At 63.6% G+C, this 17,326-nt stretch carries 17 protein-coding genes; 8 read left to right on the forward strand and 9 right to left on the reverse strand.

Annotated features, from left to right (window positions below; genetic code table 11):
* Positions 1 to 99 precede the first annotated feature (99 nt).
* Complete coding sequence (locus E2K99_RS17355) at positions 100 to 867, reverse strand: dienelactone hydrolase family protein (RefSeq protein WP_134223019.1); 768 nt, start codon at positions 865 to 867, stop codon at positions 100 to 102.
* Positions 868 to 1,226: 359 nt separating this feature from the next.
* Here E2K99_RS17355 and E2K99_RS17360 point away from each other — a divergent pair, with 359 nt between their 5' ends.
* Together E2K99_RS17360 and E2K99_RS17365 are read left to right on the forward strand one after the other, a co-directional pair.
* Complete coding sequence (locus tag E2K99_RS17360) at positions 1,227 to 2,348, forward strand: YjgN family protein (RefSeq protein ID WP_134223020.1); 1,122 nt, start codon at positions 1,227 to 1,229, stop codon at positions 2,346 to 2,348.
* A gap of 3 nt (positions 2,349 to 2,351) precedes the next feature.
* On the forward strand, positions 2,352 to 3,347 hold the full coding sequence (locus E2K99_RS17365) for a M48 family metallopeptidase (RefSeq protein ID WP_134223021.1): 996 nt from the start codon (positions 2,352 to 2,354) through the stop codon (positions 3,345 to 3,347).
* A 68-nt stretch (positions 3,348 to 3,415) separates the two neighbouring features.
* Here E2K99_RS17365 and E2K99_RS17370 read toward each other — a convergent pair whose 3' ends face one another.
* The 3 genes from E2K99_RS17370 to E2K99_RS17375 all read right to left on the reverse strand — a co-directional run bounded on the left by E2K99_RS17370 (position 3,416) and on the right by E2K99_RS17375 (position 6,119).
* On the reverse strand, positions 3,416 to 4,669 hold the full coding sequence (locus E2K99_RS17370; protein WP_134223022.1) for an HD-GYP domain-containing protein: 1,254 nt from the start codon (positions 4,667 to 4,669) through the stop codon (positions 3,416 to 3,418).
* 229 nt (positions 4,670 to 4,898) lie between these two features.
* Positions 4,899 to 5,048 carry a hypothetical protein gene (locus E2K99_RS25575; protein ID WP_166675078.1) on the reverse strand — a complete coding sequence of 50 codons (150 nt, stop codon included), beginning with the start codon at positions 5,046 to 5,048 and terminating at the stop codon, positions 4,899 to 4,901.
* 207 nt (positions 5,049 to 5,255) lie between these two features.
* Entirely contained in the window at positions 5,256 to 6,119 is an 864-nt protein-coding gene (locus tag E2K99_RS17375) for a LysR family transcriptional regulator (RefSeq protein WP_134223023.1), read from the reverse strand.
* A gap of 114 nt (positions 6,120 to 6,233) precedes the next feature.
* Here E2K99_RS17375 and bla point away from each other — a divergent pair, with 114 nt between their 5' ends.
* The gene (gene bla / locus E2K99_RS17380) at positions 6,234 to 7,133 is read left to right on the forward strand and encodes a class A beta-lactamase (RefSeq protein WP_134223024.1); all 900 of its coding nucleotides are present in this window, start codon (positions 6,234 to 6,236) and stop codon (positions 7,131 to 7,133) included.
* A gap of 14 nt (positions 7,134 to 7,147) precedes the next feature.
* On the opposite strand, the gene E2K99_RS17385 is transcribed toward bla, so the two are convergent.
* Positions 7,148 to 7,891, reverse strand: a complete 744-nt coding sequence (locus E2K99_RS17385) for a fumarylacetoacetate hydrolase family protein (protein ID WP_134223025.1) — start codon at positions 7,889 to 7,891, stop codon at positions 7,148 to 7,150.
* A gap of 175 nt (positions 7,892 to 8,066) precedes the next feature.
* Between E2K99_RS17385 and E2K99_RS17390 the strand changes: the two genes are divergently transcribed.
* Positions 8,067 to 8,513 carry a MerR family transcriptional regulator gene (locus E2K99_RS17390; RefSeq protein WP_134223026.1) on the forward strand — a complete coding sequence of 149 codons (447 nt, stop codon included), beginning with the start codon at positions 8,067 to 8,069 and terminating at the stop codon, positions 8,511 to 8,513.
* Positions 8,510 to 9,541, forward strand: coding sequence for an aldo/keto reductase (locus tag E2K99_RS17395; protein ID WP_051156270.1), 1,032 nt, complete (start codon positions 8,510 to 8,512; stop codon positions 9,539 to 9,541). The genes E2K99_RS17390 and E2K99_RS17395 overlap by 4 nt, the downstream gene beginning before the upstream one ends.
* Before the next feature lie 22 nt (positions 9,542 to 9,563).
* Here the strand turns inward: E2K99_RS17395 and E2K99_RS17400 are convergent, their stop codons facing one another.
* Positions 9,564 to 10,202, reverse strand: a complete 639-nt coding sequence (locus tag E2K99_RS17400) for a carbonic anhydrase (RefSeq protein ID WP_034338314.1) — start codon at positions 10,200 to 10,202, stop codon at positions 9,564 to 9,566.
* 299 nt (positions 10,203 to 10,501) lie between these two features.
* On the opposite strand from E2K99_RS17400, the gene E2K99_RS17405 reads away from it, so the two are divergent.
* The 3 genes from E2K99_RS17405 to E2K99_RS17415 are packed head-to-tail and all read left to right on the forward strand — an operon-like array spanning position 10,502 to position 12,230.
* Positions 10,502 to 11,170, forward strand: a complete 669-nt coding sequence (locus E2K99_RS17405; RefSeq protein WP_134223027.1) for a CsgG/HfaB family protein — start codon at positions 10,502 to 10,504, stop codon at positions 11,168 to 11,170.
* A 29-nt stretch (positions 11,171 to 11,199) separates the two neighbouring features.
* Positions 11,200 to 11,571, forward strand: coding sequence for a DUF4810 domain-containing protein (locus tag E2K99_RS17410; RefSeq protein ID WP_034338340.1), 372 nt, complete (start codon positions 11,200 to 11,202; stop codon positions 11,569 to 11,571).
* Positions 11,568 to 12,230, forward strand: a complete 663-nt coding sequence (locus E2K99_RS17415) for a DUF799 domain-containing protein (RefSeq protein ID WP_134223028.1) — start codon at positions 11,568 to 11,570, stop codon at positions 12,228 to 12,230. The genes E2K99_RS17410 and E2K99_RS17415 overlap by 4 nt, the downstream gene beginning before the upstream one ends.
* A gap of 106 nt (positions 12,231 to 12,336) precedes the next feature.
* Here the strand turns inward: E2K99_RS17415 and E2K99_RS17420 are convergent, their stop codons facing one another.
* The 3 genes from E2K99_RS17420 to E2K99_RS17430 form a co-directional block, all read right to left on the reverse strand.
* Complete coding sequence (locus E2K99_RS17420) at positions 12,337 to 13,668, reverse strand: sigma-54-dependent transcriptional regulator (RefSeq protein ID WP_134223029.1); 1,332 nt, start codon at positions 13,666 to 13,668, stop codon at positions 12,337 to 12,339.
* Complete coding sequence (locus tag E2K99_RS17425; RefSeq protein ID WP_134223030.1) at positions 13,661 to 15,481, reverse strand: sensor histidine kinase; 1,821 nt, start codon at positions 15,479 to 15,481, stop codon at positions 13,661 to 13,663. Before E2K99_RS17425 ends, E2K99_RS17420 begins: the two co-directional genes overlap by 8 nt.
* A 108-nt stretch (positions 15,482 to 15,589) precedes the next feature.
* The gene (locus E2K99_RS17430) at positions 15,590 to 16,981 is read right to left on the reverse strand and encodes an MFS family transporter (RefSeq protein ID WP_134223031.1); all 1,392 of its coding nucleotides are present in this window, start codon (positions 16,979 to 16,981) and stop codon (positions 15,590 to 15,592) included.
* Between the last annotated feature and the right edge of the window lie 345 nt (positions 16,982 to 17,326).

The following is a 17,326-nucleotide window of genomic DNA, read 5'->3' on the forward strand; positions in this document are numbered from 1 at the left end:
TGCCTGAGCAGCGGCTACGGGCACCGCTGCTCAGGTGGATGAATCAGTTCGGCAGGGCGTCGGCCCTGCCTTGCTTCAAGACTTCAGGACTTCAGGACTTCAGGCCAGCACTTCGCCGAAGAAGGCCTGCAATGCGACCGCGGCGCGTTCTGCCGTCTGGCGGTGGTAGAAGAAGCCGGGGTGGTTGGCATCCGGATCGGTGAAGGAGTGGCCGGCCTGGCCATAGTTGACCAGTTGCCAGTCAACCTTGAGGGCGCTCATCTCGTCGATGAAGCCATTGACCTGATCGCGTGGCACCGAGGGATCCTGCACGCCGTGCAGCACCAGGACCGCACCCTTGACCTTGCTCTCGCTCGGGGCCGGGGTATCGAGCGCACCGTGCAGCGACACCGTGCCGCGCACGTCCGCACCATCACGCGCCAGTTCCAGCGCAGCGGTGCCGCCGAAGCAGAAACCGCTGGCGCCCAGCTTGCCGGCATCGAGCTTGACGAAGGTCTGCTCGCGCAAGACCTTCAGCACGCCGTGCATGCGCTTGCGCAGTTCGGCGCGATCCTTCTTCAGCGGGAGGATGGCGGCCAGAGCTTCGTCCGGATTGGTCGGACGCAGGCTCTTGCCGAACACGTCGGCCACCAGGATGGCATGGCCGGCGCCGATGGTAGTGGCGGCGATTTCCAGCGCCTGCTGGCGCAGGCCGAAATAGTTGGGGACGGTCAGCACGCCCGACACCGGCGGCTGTGCCTTGTTGTAGAGCAGGACGCTTTCGTAATCGATGCCATCGGCGCTGTGGGCGATGGTCTCGATGCCGAGGTCGGTGGCGGGGATGCCGAGCTTCTCGGCGATGGCGGCGGTGTTCCAGGACGTGGACATGGATGGAGGCTCCTTTGGTTGGCAAACGCCGCCCGGCGTGGAGACCGGGCGGCGTTCAGGAAACTTTTGTTTGGCGCGAAGATGAACCACACGGTCAATCGGTGCGGCATGGCCGTGCTGTTTCCAGCTCATCCATGCCCTTGCCTTGACCGCGTTCGGGCAGCAATGTTCGCACAAACAGTGCATTTCTGCAGAAGGTCAGACCAGTGAAGCTCGAACAAATGCGAGGCCGGTCCCTACAACATCCATACAAGCAGCGTGGTGATCAGCGACAACTTGACTTTTACTTGCGAGCAATGGATTCTTGCCCGACCCCATCGGCAGACCTCTTCCATACAACGACCAATACAAGAGCTTCCATGAACGATCATCCTGACTTGCCTGAATCTTCCCTTCCCTCGCCTTCCGTTCCGGCGGCGCCCGGCAATTTCGCGACCGCCCTGCGTGACTCGGCCGACCACAGTGCACCGCAGGCCTTTACCTTCAGCGGACGCGGCTCCGAATATTTCCGGATCTGGATCGTCAACCTGCTGCTGTCGATCGTCACGCTGGGCATCTATTCGGCCTGGGCCAAAGTGCGTCGGCTGCGCTACTTCTACGACAACACCTCGGTGGCCGGCGCCAGCTTCGACTATCACGGGAACCCCGTCGCCATCCTCAAGGGACGCATCCTGGCCGTCGTGCTGATCGTGGTGTACCAGATCGCCGGCTACATCAACCTCCTGCTTGGCCTGATTGCCGCGCTGGCCTTGATGCTGGCCAGTCCCTGGCTGATCTGGCGCAGTCTGCAGTTCAAGCTCTACAACACCAGCTATCGCGGCATCCGCTTCGGTTTTCGCGGCAGCTTCGGCGGCGCATTCAAGAACTTCCTGCTGTGGCCCATGATGTCGGGTTTCAGCCTGGGCCTGTTGATGCCGATGGCGGCGCAGCGCTTCAAGCGCTTCCAGCACAATGAAGCGCGCTTCGGTGCCACCCACTTTTCCTTCCACGGTTCGGTCGGCGCGTTCTATCTGGCCTTCGCGGCCGGCATCGGCGGCTGGATCGCCGGCTCGGTGCTCATCGTGGTCGGCTTTGGCGGCGTGGCACTGTTCCAGTCGGTGCAGTCGGGTGCGGGCTCGATCGCCGCGTTCGGGCTGATGTTGTTCGCCCTGTATGCCTGGTCTTTCCTGATCATTCCGCTGTGGATCACGCTGCTGCAAAACCTGGTGTGGAACAACACGCGCCTGGGCGAGCATCGCTTCGAAAGCCGCATGCGCTGGGGCCGCACCGCCATCATCCTGCTCACCAACGTGCTCGGCATCGCGTTCACGCTGGGGCTGTTCACCCCCTTCGCGCAAATCCGCATGATGCGCTACCGCATCGAGTCGGTGACGCTGCTGCCGGCGGGCAGCCTGGATGACTTCATCGCTTCCAGCGAGTCGCCCGGCTCGGCCACCGGTGAAGGCCTGGGCGACCTGCTCGACTTCGATCTGTCGATGTAAGCCATGACGGTCTCCGCTTCCTACTACGATGGCAAGACGTCAAAGCGTTACCAGGTGACGCTGGACGTCAGCGATGGCATGGCCCAGGTGCGCGGCGAGGTGGAGCGGGACTGTCCGATCGCCCAATTGCGCGTCTCCGAGCGCCTGAACCGGGCAGCGCGCAAGGTCAGCTTCCCTGACGGTGCCTATCTGGAAATCATCGATGGGGCGGCCTTCAGCGCCTTGCTGCATGAAACCGGCCACCGGGATTCACTGGTGGTCCGCTTGCAGCAAAGCTGGCGGCATGCGCTGGCGGCATGCGCGGCGCTGGTCGCGGTGGTGGTACTGAGCTACCTGTACCTGCTGCCGCTGGCCGCGCAGGGCATCACGGCCATCCTGCCGGTGGCGGTGGATCGCCAGGTCGGTCAAGGTACGCTGGACTTCCTCGACCAGCACGTATTGGCCCCCAGCCAGCTCGACGCCCAGCGGGCCAAGGGCATCACGTCGCGCTTTCGTGCCCTGACCGCGCCGATGGCGGATGCGCCCGACTACCAGATCGTGTTCCGCAAGAGCCGCATCGGTCCCAACGCCTTCGCCCTGCCCTCGGGCCAGATCGTGGTCACCGATGAGATCGTGCAGCTGCTTGATGATGATGACGCCCTCATGGGTGTGCTGGCCCATGAACTGGGGCATGTGCACCGGCGCCACCTGATGCGGCGGCTGATCCAGAGTTCGGCCATCGCGGCCACGGCCACCTTGCTGTTCGGCGATGTCTCGGCGGTCCTGGCCAACATCCCGACGGTCTTGCTGGATCTGAAGTATTCGCGCGATATCGAACGCGAGGCCGATGATTACGCCATCGCCATGTTCAAGGCCAATGGCCTGCCGCGCCAGAAACTGGCGCTGGTGTTCGAGAAACTGGAAGACATGGGCAAGAGCAAGGACAGTCCGGCAGCACGTTACCTGTCCAGCCATCCGGCCAATGAGGAACGCATCGCGCACATCCTCGGCACCCGCTGAATGCAAGTACTGCCTGCAATAAAAAACCCCGGTGCGCAGGCGCGCAACGGGGTTTCGCCCTCAAACAACTATTGCCCCTGATGCCCCGGCTCACCCGGTCGCTCGTTTCCTTCCACCAGTGCCTTGAGCGAATCCAGCACCAGTCCATTGCTGCGGATCCAGTCCTGGCCGCTGCGTTCGCTGATCACATCATCCTGGTCCGGCGAGGACAGATCGATGATCTCGCTCTCCAGCGATTCGATCGAGAGCGCCGTCGTAAACGCCTTGACCACCGGCTTGGTCAGGTCCTTGTGATTCTGGCGAATCACCAGTGCTGTGCGGCCTGAACGCAGCTTGACGATGGATCCGATGGGATAGATCCCCAGCGTCTTGACGAAGGTCAGGAAGATGGGGCGATCAAAGTGGCCGCTCCAGCTGGCCATGCGAGCCAGCGATTCGGCCGGATCCCAGGCGGATTTGTAGGTGCGGTCGGAGGTGATGGCGTCATAGACGTCACACACCGCCGCCATGCGCGAATACAGATCGATCTGGTTGCCCTGCTGACGCCCCGGATAGCCGGTGCCATCGATCTTTTCGTGATGATGCAGGCAGACGTCGAGCACATAATCCGGCACACCCGCGAAGCCGCTCAGGTATTCATAGCCCAGCGTGGTATGGCGCTGGATGATGCGGAATTCCTGATCGGTCAGCTTGCCGGGCTTGTTGAGCACGTCGAGCGGAATGAAGGCCTTGCCCACGTCGTGCAGGTAGCCGGCCAGTCCGGCTTCCTTGCAGGCCGTATTGTCCATGCCCAGGGTGCGTGCCAGTGCCACCATCATGGTGCAGACGGCAATGGAATGCAGGTAGGTGTATTCGTCAGCACGCTTCAAGCGGATGATGCTGAGCAGGGCATTCGAATTGCGCGTGACCGAGGCGGCGATTTCTTCCACCAGGTCCTGGCATTGCGCGACATCCAGGGTCTTGCCCAGGCGCGCCTGCCGGAACATCTGCTGCGTCGATACCTTGGCGCTCTCGTAGAGCCGCAGGGCTTCGCTCAGTTCGTTGCGATACTCGTCCTCTGGCGTGAGCGGCACCAGCTCCACACGCGGTTCTGCGGCCACGTCCATTGCTTCGATGGCGCTACCCGGAATGACATCCCGGCCCAGCGAGACGTCGATCCAGCAGAACTCGAAGCCGGCGCTGCGGGCGCGGCTGACGTCTGCGGCCTGCTCGATCAGGAACTTGCTGCGCCAGAACGGGTTGTCGATCCAGGGGCCATCGAAACCGGAAAAATACATGCCCACGGCCAAGTCGTTGACGCTGATTTTTTTGAGTTGTGTCATCTGAGCCTGAGTGAAGTTGCTCCGCCGCGACGTCGCCGCGGCTTGTTTCCCGACTCTATTACATCTTCAGCGCCTTGATTAGCGGGAAAGTCCTGATGACACTCGTTAGAGAAACGATGCAATCTCCAAAACGTGCAGTGTTGTCCGTGCAGATAAAGAAAAACCCGGGGCGCTGGCGCGGCCCGGGTCTGCAGGTGAGGCAGGCGTGACGAGTCAATGACTCATGATGTCAGTGACGCTGCTCTTCCTGCGACATGCTCGACAAGCCCGAATACAGGCTGCAGCAATGCGGCGCACCGCGGTGCGAACCGGTGTCGAGTTCACTGGAGTCATTGAGAAAATCAACCAGCTTGCGATAGAGTTGTGCGAAGTAGTGCATGACTTACCCCCTTTCACTATTGACTGATGGCAGGCTCCCGAAGGTTTTCTGCCAGTGCCGGTCTGTCCATGGTGTCGACTCATACGGCCGGCACGAACCGTATAAATTGTTTATATCATTTATTCTAGGTGCATGCAGGCCGCGCGTCTATCAGGATTTCTCTGACATGGCTGTGGTTGTTGCGCGTAATCATCACTTCAGCATCCCCTACACGCAGTCTGCCTGCACCTTCAGCCATGTCCGGAAAGCCGCCATGGCAGCGGTTTGCGGGCGTGACTTCAAGCGCGTGAGCCAGTAGGCACCGAGCACGATGCGCTGTTCGAAGGGGCAGACCAGCCGCCCCTGCCGCAATTCGCGCTCGAACATCATCACCGGCAACAGCGCCACGCCGGCCTCCTGCGCAGCCGCTTCAGCCAGCGCCAGCGAGGAGTCGAATACGAAGCCGCGCAAGGGCGGGCAAGGCGCAGCGGCGGCCGCAAACCAGCGGTGCCACTCGTCACTGCGATAGGACCGCAGCAGCGTCTCGGCCGCCAGGTCGGAGGGCGTGCGCAAGCGGGCGGCAATCTCCGGTGCGCACATGGGTGCCAGTGGCGCTTCGAACAGACGTTCAGCCTCGGTGCCATGCCATGCACCATCGCCAAAACGAATCGCATAATCGAGCCCCTCACCGGCCAGGTCGACACGGTTGTTGTTGGTGAGCAGGCGCAGGTCGACGAAGGGATGCTGCTGCTGGAATTCGCGCAGGCGCGGCATGAGCCAACCCACGGCGAACGTTCCGACCACCCCGACGGTGAGCACCTCGCGGCGCCGGCCATCTTCGAACTGGGCCAGCACATCGGCGATGCGCCCGAAGGATTGCGCCACCACCGGCAGCAGTGCCAGCCCTTCGTCGGTGAGGGCCAGGCCGCGTGGCAGGCGACGGAACAGGGTCACGCCCAGCCGCTGCTCCAGGTTCTTGACCTGCATGCTCACGGCGGTCTGGGTCACGCTCAATTCCTCGGCGGCGCGCGTGAAGGAGAGATGGCGGGCCGAGACTTCGAAGGCACGCAGGGCATTGAGGGGCAGGTACATGAACACTCCAGGCATCAGTTTTTCTTGGGCTTGCGTCCAATTATCGTGAATTGTGAGCACCGCGACTACTGCCTATGATGCAGCCCTGTTGCCATCATTCATCGAGGAGTATCCATGTCTGGACGACGTCATTTTCTGTCCGTCGCCGCGCTGGCCGGTGCCGGCCTGATCAGCCGCAGCTGGGCGGCCAGCCTGCAAGGCGCAAGTAAAACTGTGGACTCATCCGCACTGACCGCCACGCTGTCGCGGCTGGAAGCCGATATCGGCGGGCGTCTGGGCGTGTCGCTGGTCGATACCGCCGGCGGCCGTCACTGGGGCTATCGTGCCGATGAGCGCTTCCCCATGTGCAGTACCTTCAAGTTCCTCGCGGCGGCCGCCGTGCTGCGTCGCGTGGACGAGGGCAAGGAGCAGCTGGCGCGCCGTATCGTCTATCGCCAGCAGGACCTGGTGCCCTACTCGCCCACCACCGGCAAGCACACCGGCGGGGATGGCCTGTCGCTGGCACAGCTGTGCGAGGCCGCCATCACTCTTTCGGACAACACCGCCGCCAATCTCATGCTGGAGAGCATGGACGGTCCCGCCGGCATGACGCGCTTTGTGCGGTCGCTGGGCGATGAACTGACCCGGCTGGATCGCAATGAGCCCACGCTCAACGAAGCCGTTCCCGGCGACCCGCGCGACACCACCACTCCGGCCGCGATGACTGCCGACCTGCGCCAGCTGGTGCTGGGCAATGCGCTGACGCCGGCCTCGCGCCAGCAGCTTGCGCAATGGCTGGTGGCCAACCAGACTGGCGACAAGCGCGTGCGCGCCGGCCTGCCCAAGGGCTGGAAGGTCGGCGACAAGACCGGGACGGGACGGCTGGGCACGGCCAACGATGTGGGCGTGGTGTGGACAGAGAAAGGCGCACCGCTGCTGTTTGCGGTCTATCTCACCGAAAATGCGGCCACCGATGCCCGGCGTGATGCGGTGCATGCAGAAGTGGGCCGCCTGATCGGCCAGCTCATGACGTAAAAAGTTGCTGCTGTTCAGTTGGCAAAGCTGAACGAAACTGCACCGATCCCCGCCAGCGCACCCTCGATCTGCCGCCCTGCGCGTGCAAGCTGCAGCCCGGTGCAGGAGCCGGTCGTGATGACCTGCCCCTGGCACCAGGGCTGGCCACGGCGCGCGCAATGCAGTGCCAGCCAGCCCAGCATGGGCCACAGGTCAGCCGGGTTGCCGCCGGTGGTGCGGGTGATCTCGTGGCCATCGATGTGCAGGCTGGCCGCGATCTGGCGCAACGAAAGCGTGGCCGGCAGCGGCTGGGCGGCACCGATGATCAGGGCGCCGTGGCTTTGCAGGTCGGCCATCCCGGCCCAGGGGTTGGTACAGGGCGGATGACCGAGACGCGTCTCCACCACTTCAATGGCCGGCAGGATGGCGTCAAAGACCATGCGCAACTCGGCCTCATCCGGCACTTGATCGCCGGGATGGTAATCACGCCCGACCCGCAAGGCCAACTCCACTTCCAGACCGCGCATGCGCCATTGCGGCCCGCGCAATGGCGCCCCCGAGGCCAGTACGCCGGAGGCCGGCAGCGGCGCACAAGCTGGCAGGCTGCCATCCCCCTTGCTACCGACCTTCCAGCCCCCGATCGGCCCCAGGCGCTGCAGTTGAGCGTCCTGCACGGCGTAGGCGATCTCGGCATCGCCGACGGCCAGGCGACGCCAGTCCAGGGCCAGGCCTCTGTGGCGGGCGTCGAGCAGGAGTTGGGTGGCGGCGTCGATATGCATGCGGGAATTCTCCGAAACAGAAAGGAAGGCAGCGCGCATTGTACTGGCTGCCAAGGCGCTCGCCCACAGCAAGCGCGGCCGTGAACTCGCCGCCACCAGCGCACTCCGACCTGAATGCCGATAATGGCAGGCAGCGCTTGACTTGGAGCGCACTCCAACTTCTAGACTGGCTGCCATGACGACTTCCCTGACCATTGCCCAAGCGGCCGACGCCACCGGCCTGTCGGTGCATACCCTGCGTTACTACGAACGCATCGGCCTGCTCGATCCGGTGGAACGGCGCGACAACCGCCATCGTCGCTACACCCAGGAAGACCTGAACTGGATCGATTTCCTGAAGAAGCTCAAGGCGACAGGTCTGCCGGTGCGCGCCATGCTGCGCTACGCCGAGCTACGCCGCGAGGGCAATACCCTGGAAAGCGTCAGAGAACGCAAAGCCATGCTGCAGGCGCATACGCTTTGCGTCCAACACACCCTGGCCGAGCTGCAGGAGAACCTGGCCGTCCTGCAGCGCAAGCTGGTCCTGTACGACGAACTGGAGCAAGACGCCCGTGCTGAACCTGCCCGCGCACTCCCCAGCAGCAAGGCCGACGCTCCTCACCCCGAAAGGATGGCACCATGACCGAACCCCTCACCTCTCACCTGCAACCGGATTCGCACGTCGGCACCCGCCGCCTGGGCAGCAACGGCCCGCTGGTCTCGGCCATCGGCCTGGGCTGCATGGGCATGAGCGATTTCTATGCGCAACGCGACGACGCCGAATCGCTGGCCACCATCGACCGCGCCCTGGAGCTGGGCATCAACCTGCTCGACACGGCCGACATGTACGGCCCCTACACCAATGAAGAACTGATCGGCCGCGCCCTCCAGGGCCGCCGCGACAAGTTCTTCATCGCCACCAAATTCGGCATCCGGCGCGATCCGGCCAATCCCTCCGCGCGCGGCGTCGACGGCAGTCCGGCCTATATCCGCCAGGCGGTGGAAGGCAGCCTCAAGCGCCTGGGCATCGAAACCATCGATCTCTACTACCAGCACCGCATGGATCCGAACACCCCCATCGAGGCCACCATGGGCGTGCTGGCCGACCTGGTGCAGGCCGGCAAGATCCGCTACATCGGCTTGTCCGAAGCCTCGTCGGCCACGCTGGAGCGGGCGCACCGGGTGCATCCGGTGACGGCGCTGCAAAGCGAATATTCCTTGTGGACGCGCGATCCGGAAACCGAGGTGCTGGCCACCTGCCGCGCACTGGGCATCGGCTTCGTGGCCTACAGCCCGCTGGGACGGGGCTTCCTGACGGGCGCGCTGCAACGCTTCGAGGATCTGGCCGAGGATGATTTCCGCCGCACCAATCCGCGCTTCCAGGGCGAGAATTTCGCCCGCAACCTGCGGCTGGTGGAGCAAGTGAAGGAAATGGCAGCCCAGCATGGCTGTACGCCGAGCCAGCTGGCCCTGGCCTGGGTGATGGCCCAGGACCCGCACATCGTGCCGATCCCCGGCACCAAACGCCGACGCTATCTGGAAGAGAACGCGGGCGCGTTCTCGGTGAAGCTTTCTGCGCAGGACCTGATGGCGCTGGAGGCCGTCTTCCCGCGCGGGGCAGCCGCCGGGGAGCGCTATACCGAGGCCAGCATGAAGATGCTCAACCTCTGACCAGCGCCTTTCTCAAGGCAGGTCAGTCGTTGCTGCTGGCTGCCGGATGCTGGGCCAGCGGCACGAAGGTATTGGTCGCCGTATCGTGCGCCAGGATGGACCCGCTCTCGATGTCGTAGACCCAGCCATGCAGCCCCAGCCGGCCCTGTGCCAGCGCCACGGCCACCGAGGGATGGGTGCGGATGTTGTTCAGTTGCGCAATCACGTTCTCGCGCACCATGCCGTCGATGCGGTCCTTTTCGGTTTCGTGGTGGCGCGACTCGTTGATCATCCGGGCGGCATCGGTGTGATGCAGCCAGTTGCGCACGGCCGGCATGTGGTCCAGGCAGGCGCAGGTCGCCACGGCCGTCATGGCACCGCAATCGGAGTGGCCGCAGATGACGATGTCCGACACCTTCAGCTGGGCCACCGCGTATTCCACCGTGGCGCTCACGCCGCCCGGCTCCGGACCGAAGGACGGCACGATGTTGCCGGCATTGCGGATGACGAACAGGTCGCCCGGTTCGCGCTGGGTCACCAGCTCGGGCACCATGCGACTGTCGGAACAGGAAATGAACAGGGTGGTGGGCGTCTGGCCGTTGGCCAGGCTCTTGAACAGTTCTTTGCGGGAAGGGAAGACATCCTGCTGGAAACGCAGGAAGCCATTGATGATGTCGCGCATGTAGGGAATAGCCTTGATTCTTGATGAAGATGGACGCCAGGCGTCCGCGTGAGGCGGATGATATCACCCGCCATCATGCGGGCCCGCACGGACCGTGATCAGGATGATAAGGGATCTGCTTTTCCGTTAAATTTCATCAAGAAATAGCGATTTTTCTACATCTTTTCCTCTTGTCTGCTGATAAAATTGCCGCCTCGAAACTTGCCAGCACGCAAGGTGCGACACTTTCGAGCGCATCAACATGAATCGAAGGGCAGTCGGGCTGCCCTTGTCGACATCAACAATTCGGGGAAAAGACTATGTTTAGCAGGTATGTCACGACCGTGGCGGCAGTTGCCATGGTGACGGCGCTGGGGGGTTGCGCCACGGAGAATTCACGCAGTCTGCCGGTGGCCCAGGTGGCCAGCGCGCAACAGGCCTACCAGGGAGCGCGCAGCCCGATCGCCGTCGGCAAGTTCGACAACCGTTCCAGCTATCTGCGCGGCATCTTCTCGGATGGCGTGGACCGTCTGGGCGGCCAGGCCAAGACCATCCTGATCACCCATCTGCAGCAGAGCAACCGCTTCTCCGTGATGGACCGTGACAACATGGGCGAGCTGGCGCAGGAAGCCAAGCTGAACAAACAGACGCAAACCCTCAAGGGTGCCAACTATGTGGTCACCGGTGACGTCACCGAGTTCGGCCGCAAGGAAACCGGCGACCGCCAGCTGTTCGGCATCCTTGGCCGTGGCAAGTCGCAGGTGGCCTATGCCAAGGTCGCCCTGAACATCGTGGACGTGAACACCTCGCAGGTGGTGTACTCGGCGCAAGGCGCAGGCGAATACAGCCTGGACAACCGCGAGATCGTCGGTTTCGGCGGCACCGCCAGCTACGACTCCACGCTCAATGGCAAGGTGCTTGACCTGGCCATCCGCGAAGCGGTGCAGAACCTGGTGACCGGTATCGATTCCGGCGCATGGAAGCCCTGAGCCCCTCCCACGAACGCAAGAGACCGACCATGATGAACAAGAAACTCGCTGCCGGGTTCGCCCTCGGCCTGGCGCTGGCCCTCTCCGGCTGCGCCAATCACCAGCAGAAATCCCTCTATGGCTGGGGCAATTACCAGGACCAGCTGTACGAACACTTCAAGACCGAAGGCAACGGCAATGCCGCCGAAATCGCCGCGCTTGAAGAGAACCTGCAGAAGATGCGCGCCAACAACGACGCCGTGCCCCCCGGCTACCACGCCCACCTGGGCATGCTGTACGCCTCCATCGGCAAGGAAGACCAGCTGATCCAGGAGCTGCAGACCGAGAAGACGCTGTTCCCGGAATCGGCGCCTTACATGGACTTCCTGATGCGCAACTACAAGAAGGGATTGAGCAAATGATGCTGAACAAATTCAAGGCGCTTGGCGCCGTTCTGCTGGCATTGCTGGCTTCGGGTTGCGCCACCAAGCAAAAGCCGTATGACTATGCCGAGTTCAAGGCGGCACGTCCGGCCTCGATCCTGGTATTGCCGCCGATGAACAGTTCTTCCGAAGTCATCGCCCCCTACGGCATGCTGGCGCAGGCCACCCAGCCGCTGGCCGAATCGGGCTACTACGTGATCCCGGTGTCGCTGGCCAGCGAGACCTTCAAGCAGAACGGCCTGGCCAACGCGGCCGACATTCACGAGGTGCCGGTCAAGAAGCTGCGTGAGATCTTCGGCGCCGACGCCGGGCTCTACATCAACATCACCGACTACGGCACCTCCTACAAGGTGGTGCAGAGCGATACGGTGGTGTCGGCTGACGCCAAGCTGGTCGACCTGCGTTCCGGCAAGACCCTGTGGCAGGGTTCGGCCAGCGCCTCCAGTGCGGAAGGTCGTCAGAACCAGAACAATGGTCTGCTGGGTGTACTGCTCTCGGCCGTGGTCAACCAGATCATCAGCACCACCACCGACGCCAGCTACAAGATGGCCAGCGTGACCAGCAACCGCCTGCTGCGTGCCGGTGGCAACAACGGACTGCTGTATGGCCCGCGTTCGCCGCAATACCAGAAGGACTGAGCAGGACGCTGCTCGCAATGCTTGCGTCGCAAGCTCTGCTGAACAGCACAACGCCGCTGCGGATCCTCACCGCAGCGACGTTTTTTTCTACCTGCTCACAGGACGATCAAGACCCGGCCAATTGATATTTGCGGATCTTGTCGTAGAGCGTCTTCTTCGGAATGCCCAGCCGCTCGGCCGCCTGCGCCACGCTGCCCTCGCTGTCCTTGAGCGCGGCGGCGATCAGCCCGGCCTCGAACTGCTCCACCTGCTCCGGCAACGATAGCGTCGGCGATGGCAGTACACCAGCGGTAGCAATCTGCTCCACACCCAACACCCAGCGGTCGGCGAAATTGCGCAGCTCGCGCACATTCCCCGGCCAGTCGCGCTGCTGCCACTGCTGCATCTGCGCCGCCGTCCACGGCGGCACCTCGCGCCGGTAGCGCACCGCTGCGGCCTGGCAGAAATGCGCCAGCAGGACCGGGATGTCACTGCTGCGCTGGTTCAGCGCCGGCAGGTCGATGGAAACCACACCGATACGGTAATACAGGTCTTCGCGAAATTGCCCCTCGGCCGACAGCTTGAGCAGATCGGCCTTGCTGGCCGCTACCACCCGGCAGTCGATGGCCACCGATTCATTGCCTCCCAGCCGCTCCAGACGACGTTCCTGCAGCACGCGCAACAGCTTGACCTGCAGGGCCAGCGGCATGCTTTCGATTTCATCCAGGAACAGCGTGCCGCCGTTGGCATATTCCAGCTTGCCGATGCGGCGCTTCTGGGCACCGGTAAAGGCCCCCGCTTCATGGCCGAAGATTTCGCTCTCGAACACGGTCTCCGGCAAGGCCCCGCAGTTCAATGCCACGAACGGCCCCTTGCGGCCACTGGCGGCGTGCAGCTGGCGCGCTACCACTTCCTTGCCGCTGCCGGTCTGGCCATTGATGAGCACATCCACATCGGCCGGCCCCAGGCTACGAATCAGCGTGCGCACCCGCTCGATGGCCGGTGACTGGCCCACCAACGGCGGCAGCTCGGGATCATGTGCCCAGGCTTCGCGCAGGCGACGGTTCTCCAGCACCAGGCTGCGCTTCTCCTGGGCCCGCAGGGCGATCTCCAACAGGCTGTCCGAGCCGAACGGTTTTTCCACGAAGTCATAGGCCCCGGCGCGCATGGCCTCTACCGCCATGCTGACATCGCCATGGCCGGTGACCACGATCACCGGCAAATCCGGATCGATGTGCATGACATGGGCCAGCACCTGCAAACCCGACCAGCCCGGCAGGCGCACGTCGGTCACCAGCACGCCGGGGAAATCCCGGGTCAGCAGCGGCAGGGCCTCTTCGGCACTGGCGCAGGCGGTCACCGTAAAACCTTCCAGCTCCAGGGCCTGGGCCGTGGCGCGGCGCACCGCCTGTTCATCTTCGATCAGCAAGGCGCTGGGGGCAGCGGCGGGGTTATCCATCAGATTCATTCTCCGTCTTCAACAGCGGCAGGCGCACCACGAATTCAGCGCCGCCCTGTTCATGATTATGTGCGCTCAACTGGCCGTTCATGGCCTGGACGATGGACGAGGAAATCGCCAGCCCCAGTCCCAACCCCTTGCTCGACGACTTGGTCGTGAAGAAAGGCTCGAACAGGTGCGGCACTACCTCATCAGCGATGCCGGCACCGGAATCGCGGATCCGCAGCACGGCCTGCTGGCGCTCTGCGTCGACCTCCAGGATCACGCAGACGCACTTGCGGGGCGCTTCTTCCACCGCATCGAGCGCATTGCGCAAGAGATTGACGATGACCTGCTCGGTGCGCACGGCGTCGCCGGTCACATGCACGGCCAGCGGCATGGCGATGTGCGTCTCGACCTCCTGTTTCTCGAAGTCGCTGGCCAGCAGCCGTAGCGATGCCTCCACCGCGTGGCGCAAGTCGACCGCCGCCACGGCTTGCCCGCTCTTGCGTGCAAAACCCTTCAGTTGGCCGATGATCTTGCCCATGCTGGCACTGGCGTGGCTGATGTGTTCCAGGTTCTCGGCCACCTGCGCGGTCTGGCCGCGTGCCAGAAACTTCACCGAGTTGTCGGCGAAGGCGCGGATGGCGGCCAGCGGCTGGTTCAGTTCATGCGTCATCCCGGCGGCCATCTGGCCCAGCATGGCCAGTTTGCCAGCCTGCACCAGTTCGTCCTGGGTGGTGCGCAACAGGCTCTCGGTCTGCTGCAGCTTGGCGTACTTGGCGGCGATGGCCTGGTTGGCGGCCGTCAGCTCTCCGGTGCGCTGGGCGATTTTCTGCTCCAGTTCTTCGGCGGCGCGGCGCAAGGCGTTGCGCGAGGCCAGCCGCTCCTGCAGGCGCCGCCGGTGCTGGTACCAGGCCAGCAAGGAAATGGCCAGCGCCACCATGAAGAGCGCGGCCGCCATCGCCGAGAGCATGGCCGAACGCTGCATGCGCGCCTGCGAAGGAAACAGCATCAGCTGCCACCCCAGCCGTCCTACAGGCCGCGACACGTGGGTACCGAAGCCGCGCTGCAAGGCCGGCGGCAAGGTCGAGACAGGCGTGATGGGCAGGTCCGCATACTGATGGGTGCCCTCCAGCTCACGCTGCACCGGCGCGCTCAGGGCTTGCAGACTGTGGTACTTCCATTCGGGCCGGTTGCTGAGGAACACCACGCCGCCGGCATCGGTGAGCGTGATCGGATCGCTGCTGCTGCGCCAGGTATGTTCGAACTCGGCCAGGTCCACCTTGACCACCATCACCCCGATGGGCAGCTCACCCTCGGCCTGGTCCTGGCGGCGATAGATGGGCTGGGCGATGAAATAGCCCGGCTCGCTGGAGATGTTGCCGATGCCGTAGAAGCGCCCCGCCCTGCCCAGGATGGCTTCGCGGAAGTAAGGACGAAAACCGAAGTCACGGCCGACGTAACTGAATTCTTCATCCCAGTTGCTGGAAGCCAGCGTCACCCCCTGGCGGTTGAGCATGAAGATATTGACCGCACGCGACTGATGCTGGATGGTCTTGAACGCGCGATTGAGCCGATCCACCGACAGCGCATCCTCGGGATGCTGCAAGACCTGCCGCACATCGGACTGGAAGCCCAGGGCAAAGGGCAAAGCTTCATATTTCTGCAGGATCGATTCCAGGTCCAGCGCAGCGATCTGCAATTGCGCGGCCGCCTGGTTCTGCTGATCGCTCTCGGCCCGCCCGAGCGCGATGCGATAGGTCAGCCCGCAGACCAGCAAGGTGGCCGCCAGGAACAGGGTCAAGATCAGCAGGTTTCGTCGCGCGCGCATGAAGGATAGGGTCAAAAGCAGCGCGGCGCCCCGCAGGGCGCCGCGTTGGAGGCGTCATGATAACGCGCCGCGCGCCACCGCAGGCAGCCGCGCGCGGGCCAGGACCGATCAGGCCGGCTTGTGCAGCTTGCCGGCAGCGGCATCGGCCTCGCCGTGCTCATCGTCCGGGTTCATGGCGACATCGCCCTTGAGGTGGCCGTCACGTTGCGGGTCCGGCATGCGCAGGCTGATGATCAGCGCCACCAGGCACAGTGCGCTCACGTACCAGTAGAAGGCCGATTCCACGCCCGCCGACTTCAGCGACAGCGCCACGAATTCAGCCGAACCACCGAAGATGGCGTTACCGACCGCATACGACAGGCCCACGCCCAGGGCGCGCACTTCAGGCGGGAACATCTCGGCCTTGATCAGGCCGCTGATGGAGGTGTAGAAGCTGACGATGGTCAGGGCCAGGATGGCCAGGGCCATGGCCACGCCGGGGCTGGAGACGTCCTTGAGGAAGTGCAGGATCGGGAAGGTGCCGACCATGCCGAAGAAGGCGAAGCACAGCATGGAGTTGCGGCGGCCGATCTTGTCGGAGATGGCACCGAAGATCGGTTGCAGGATCATGTAGACGAACAGCGCGCCGGTCATGACGCCGTTGGCGACCTTGGGGTCCATGCCGGCGGTGTTGACCAGGTACTTCTGCATGTAGGTTGTGAAGGTATAGAACATCAGCGAGCCGCCGGCGGTGAAGCCCACCACGTTCAGGAAGGCGCGCTTGTGCTGCAGCAAGCCCTTGAGGGTACCGGCCTCCTTCTTCTTGCGGGCACCGGCCGAGGAGGTCTCGGCCAGCGAGCTGCGCAGGTACATCGCCACCAGCGCACCGACCGCGCCCAGCACGAAGGGAATGCGCCAGCCCCAGGCCATCAGCTCGGCCTTGGTCAGCCACTGCTGCATGGCGAACAGCACCAGCACGGCCAGCAACTGCCCGCCGATCAGGGTCACGTACTGGAAGGAGGCGAAGAAGCCACGGCGGCCATTGGGCGCCACTTCGCTCATGTAGGTGGCCGAGGTGCCGTATTCACCGCCCACCGACAGGCCCTGGAACAGCCGCGCCAGCAACAGCAGCGCCGGTGCCCAGGCACCGATGGTGGCGTAGGTCGGCAGCACGGCCACGGCCAGCGAGCCGCCGCACATCATCAGGACCGAGATCAGCATGGAGGTCTTGCGGCCGTGCTTGTCGGCGATGCGGCCGAACAGCCAGCCGCCGATGGGACGCATCAGGAAACCGGCGGCAAACACGCCCGCCGTGTTCAGCAACTGGCTGGTGGCGTCACCCTTGGGGAAGAAGGCCGGCGCGAAGTAGATCGCACAGAAGGAATAGACATAGAAGTCGAACCATTCCACCAGGTTGCCGGAGGAGGCGCCGAGGATGGCGAAGATGCGCTTGCGGTATTCGGTGGCGCTCAAGGGCGTGCTGGCGGTGCTGGGCGCGCTGCTTTGCGGGGTGACACTCATGGAGATCTCCTGTTATGGCCACAGGCCCGTCCGATGGACGCGGCGTGCGGCGGGTCATCTTGCTTTGATTGAACCGGAACAAGGCATAACGCAGAGGCCAGCGGGACCAGGCGCGTGAAGACGATGCAAGAGCGCATCAGGTGTCTGTCTCCGTGTTTGCTTTTTTGTTTTGATGTTCATATTGCAGGCTTCGTGCCAGCACGAAAAGCTGGGCAAGGTGATCGCAAGCCATTGATTACAATAGATTTTATTAAAAACCATCAAAAAGAACCCGCCAAGCCGGTGCGGATTCCCGGAATGCTGCTGCGCGGCATGTCCGGGAATCCAGCCAGGCGCGCAATGAAA

The sequence above is a fragment of the Herbaspirillum huttiense genome, from assembly GCF_004367745.1.
GTDB lineage: Bacteria > Pseudomonadota > Gammaproteobacteria > Burkholderiales > Burkholderiaceae_D > Herbaspirillum > Herbaspirillum huttiense.

Excerpts from the sequence above, each read along its gene's own strand:
- E2K99_RS17355 (WP_134223019.1), bottom strand. The coding sequence starts at position 867 with ATGTCCACGTCCTGGAACACCGCCGCCATCGCCGAGAAGCTCGGCATC.
- E2K99_RS17360 (WP_134223020.1), top strand. The coding sequence starts at position 1,227 with ATGAACGATCATCCTGACTTGCCTGAATCTTCCCTTCCCTCGCCTTCC.
- E2K99_RS17365 (WP_134223021.1), top strand. The coding sequence starts at position 2,352 with ATGACGGTCTCCGCTTCCTACTACGATGGCAAGACGTCAAAGCGTTAC.
- E2K99_RS17370 (WP_134223022.1), bottom strand. The coding sequence starts at position 4,669 with ATGACACAACTCAAAAAAATCAGCGTCAACGACTTGGCCGTGGGCATG.
- E2K99_RS25575 (WP_166675078.1), bottom strand. The coding sequence starts at position 5,048 with ATGCACTACTTCGCACAACTCTATCGCAAGCTGGTTGATTTTCTCAAT.
- E2K99_RS17375 (WP_134223023.1), bottom strand. The coding sequence starts at position 6,119 with ATGTACCTGCCCCTCAATGCCCTGCGTGCCTTCGAAGTCTCGGCCCGC.
- bla (WP_134223024.1), top strand. The coding sequence starts at position 6,234 with ATGTCTGGACGACGTCATTTTCTGTCCGTCGCCGCGCTGGCCGGTGCC.
- E2K99_RS17385 (WP_134223025.1), bottom strand. The coding sequence starts at position 7,891 with ATGCATATCGACGCCGCCACCCAACTCCTGCTCGACGCCCGCCACAGA.
- E2K99_RS17390 (WP_134223026.1), top strand. The coding sequence starts at position 8,067 with ATGACGACTTCCCTGACCATTGCCCAAGCGGCCGACGCCACCGGCCTG.
- E2K99_RS17395 (WP_051156270.1), top strand. The coding sequence starts at position 8,510 with ATGACCGAACCCCTCACCTCTCACCTGCAACCGGATTCGCACGTCGGC.
- E2K99_RS17400 (WP_034338314.1), bottom strand. The coding sequence starts at position 10,202 with ATGCGCGACATCATCAATGGCTTCCTGCGTTTCCAGCAGGATGTCTTC.
- E2K99_RS17405 (WP_134223027.1), top strand. The coding sequence starts at position 10,502 with ATGTTTAGCAGGTATGTCACGACCGTGGCGGCAGTTGCCATGGTGACG.
- E2K99_RS17410 (WP_034338340.1), top strand. The coding sequence starts at position 11,200 with ATGATGAACAAGAAACTCGCTGCCGGGTTCGCCCTCGGCCTGGCGCTG.
- E2K99_RS17415 (WP_134223028.1), top strand. The coding sequence starts at position 11,568 with ATGATGCTGAACAAATTCAAGGCGCTTGGCGCCGTTCTGCTGGCATTG.
- E2K99_RS17420 (WP_134223029.1), bottom strand. The coding sequence starts at position 13,668 with ATGGATAACCCCGCCGCTGCCCCCAGCGCCTTGCTGATCGAAGATGAA.
- E2K99_RS17425 (WP_134223030.1), bottom strand. The coding sequence starts at position 15,481 with ATGCGCGCGCGACGAAACCTGCTGATCTTGACCCTGTTCCTGGCGGCC.
- E2K99_RS17430 (WP_134223031.1), bottom strand. The coding sequence starts at position 16,981 with ATGAGTGTCACCCCGCAAAGCAGCGCGCCCAGCACCGCCAGCACGCCC.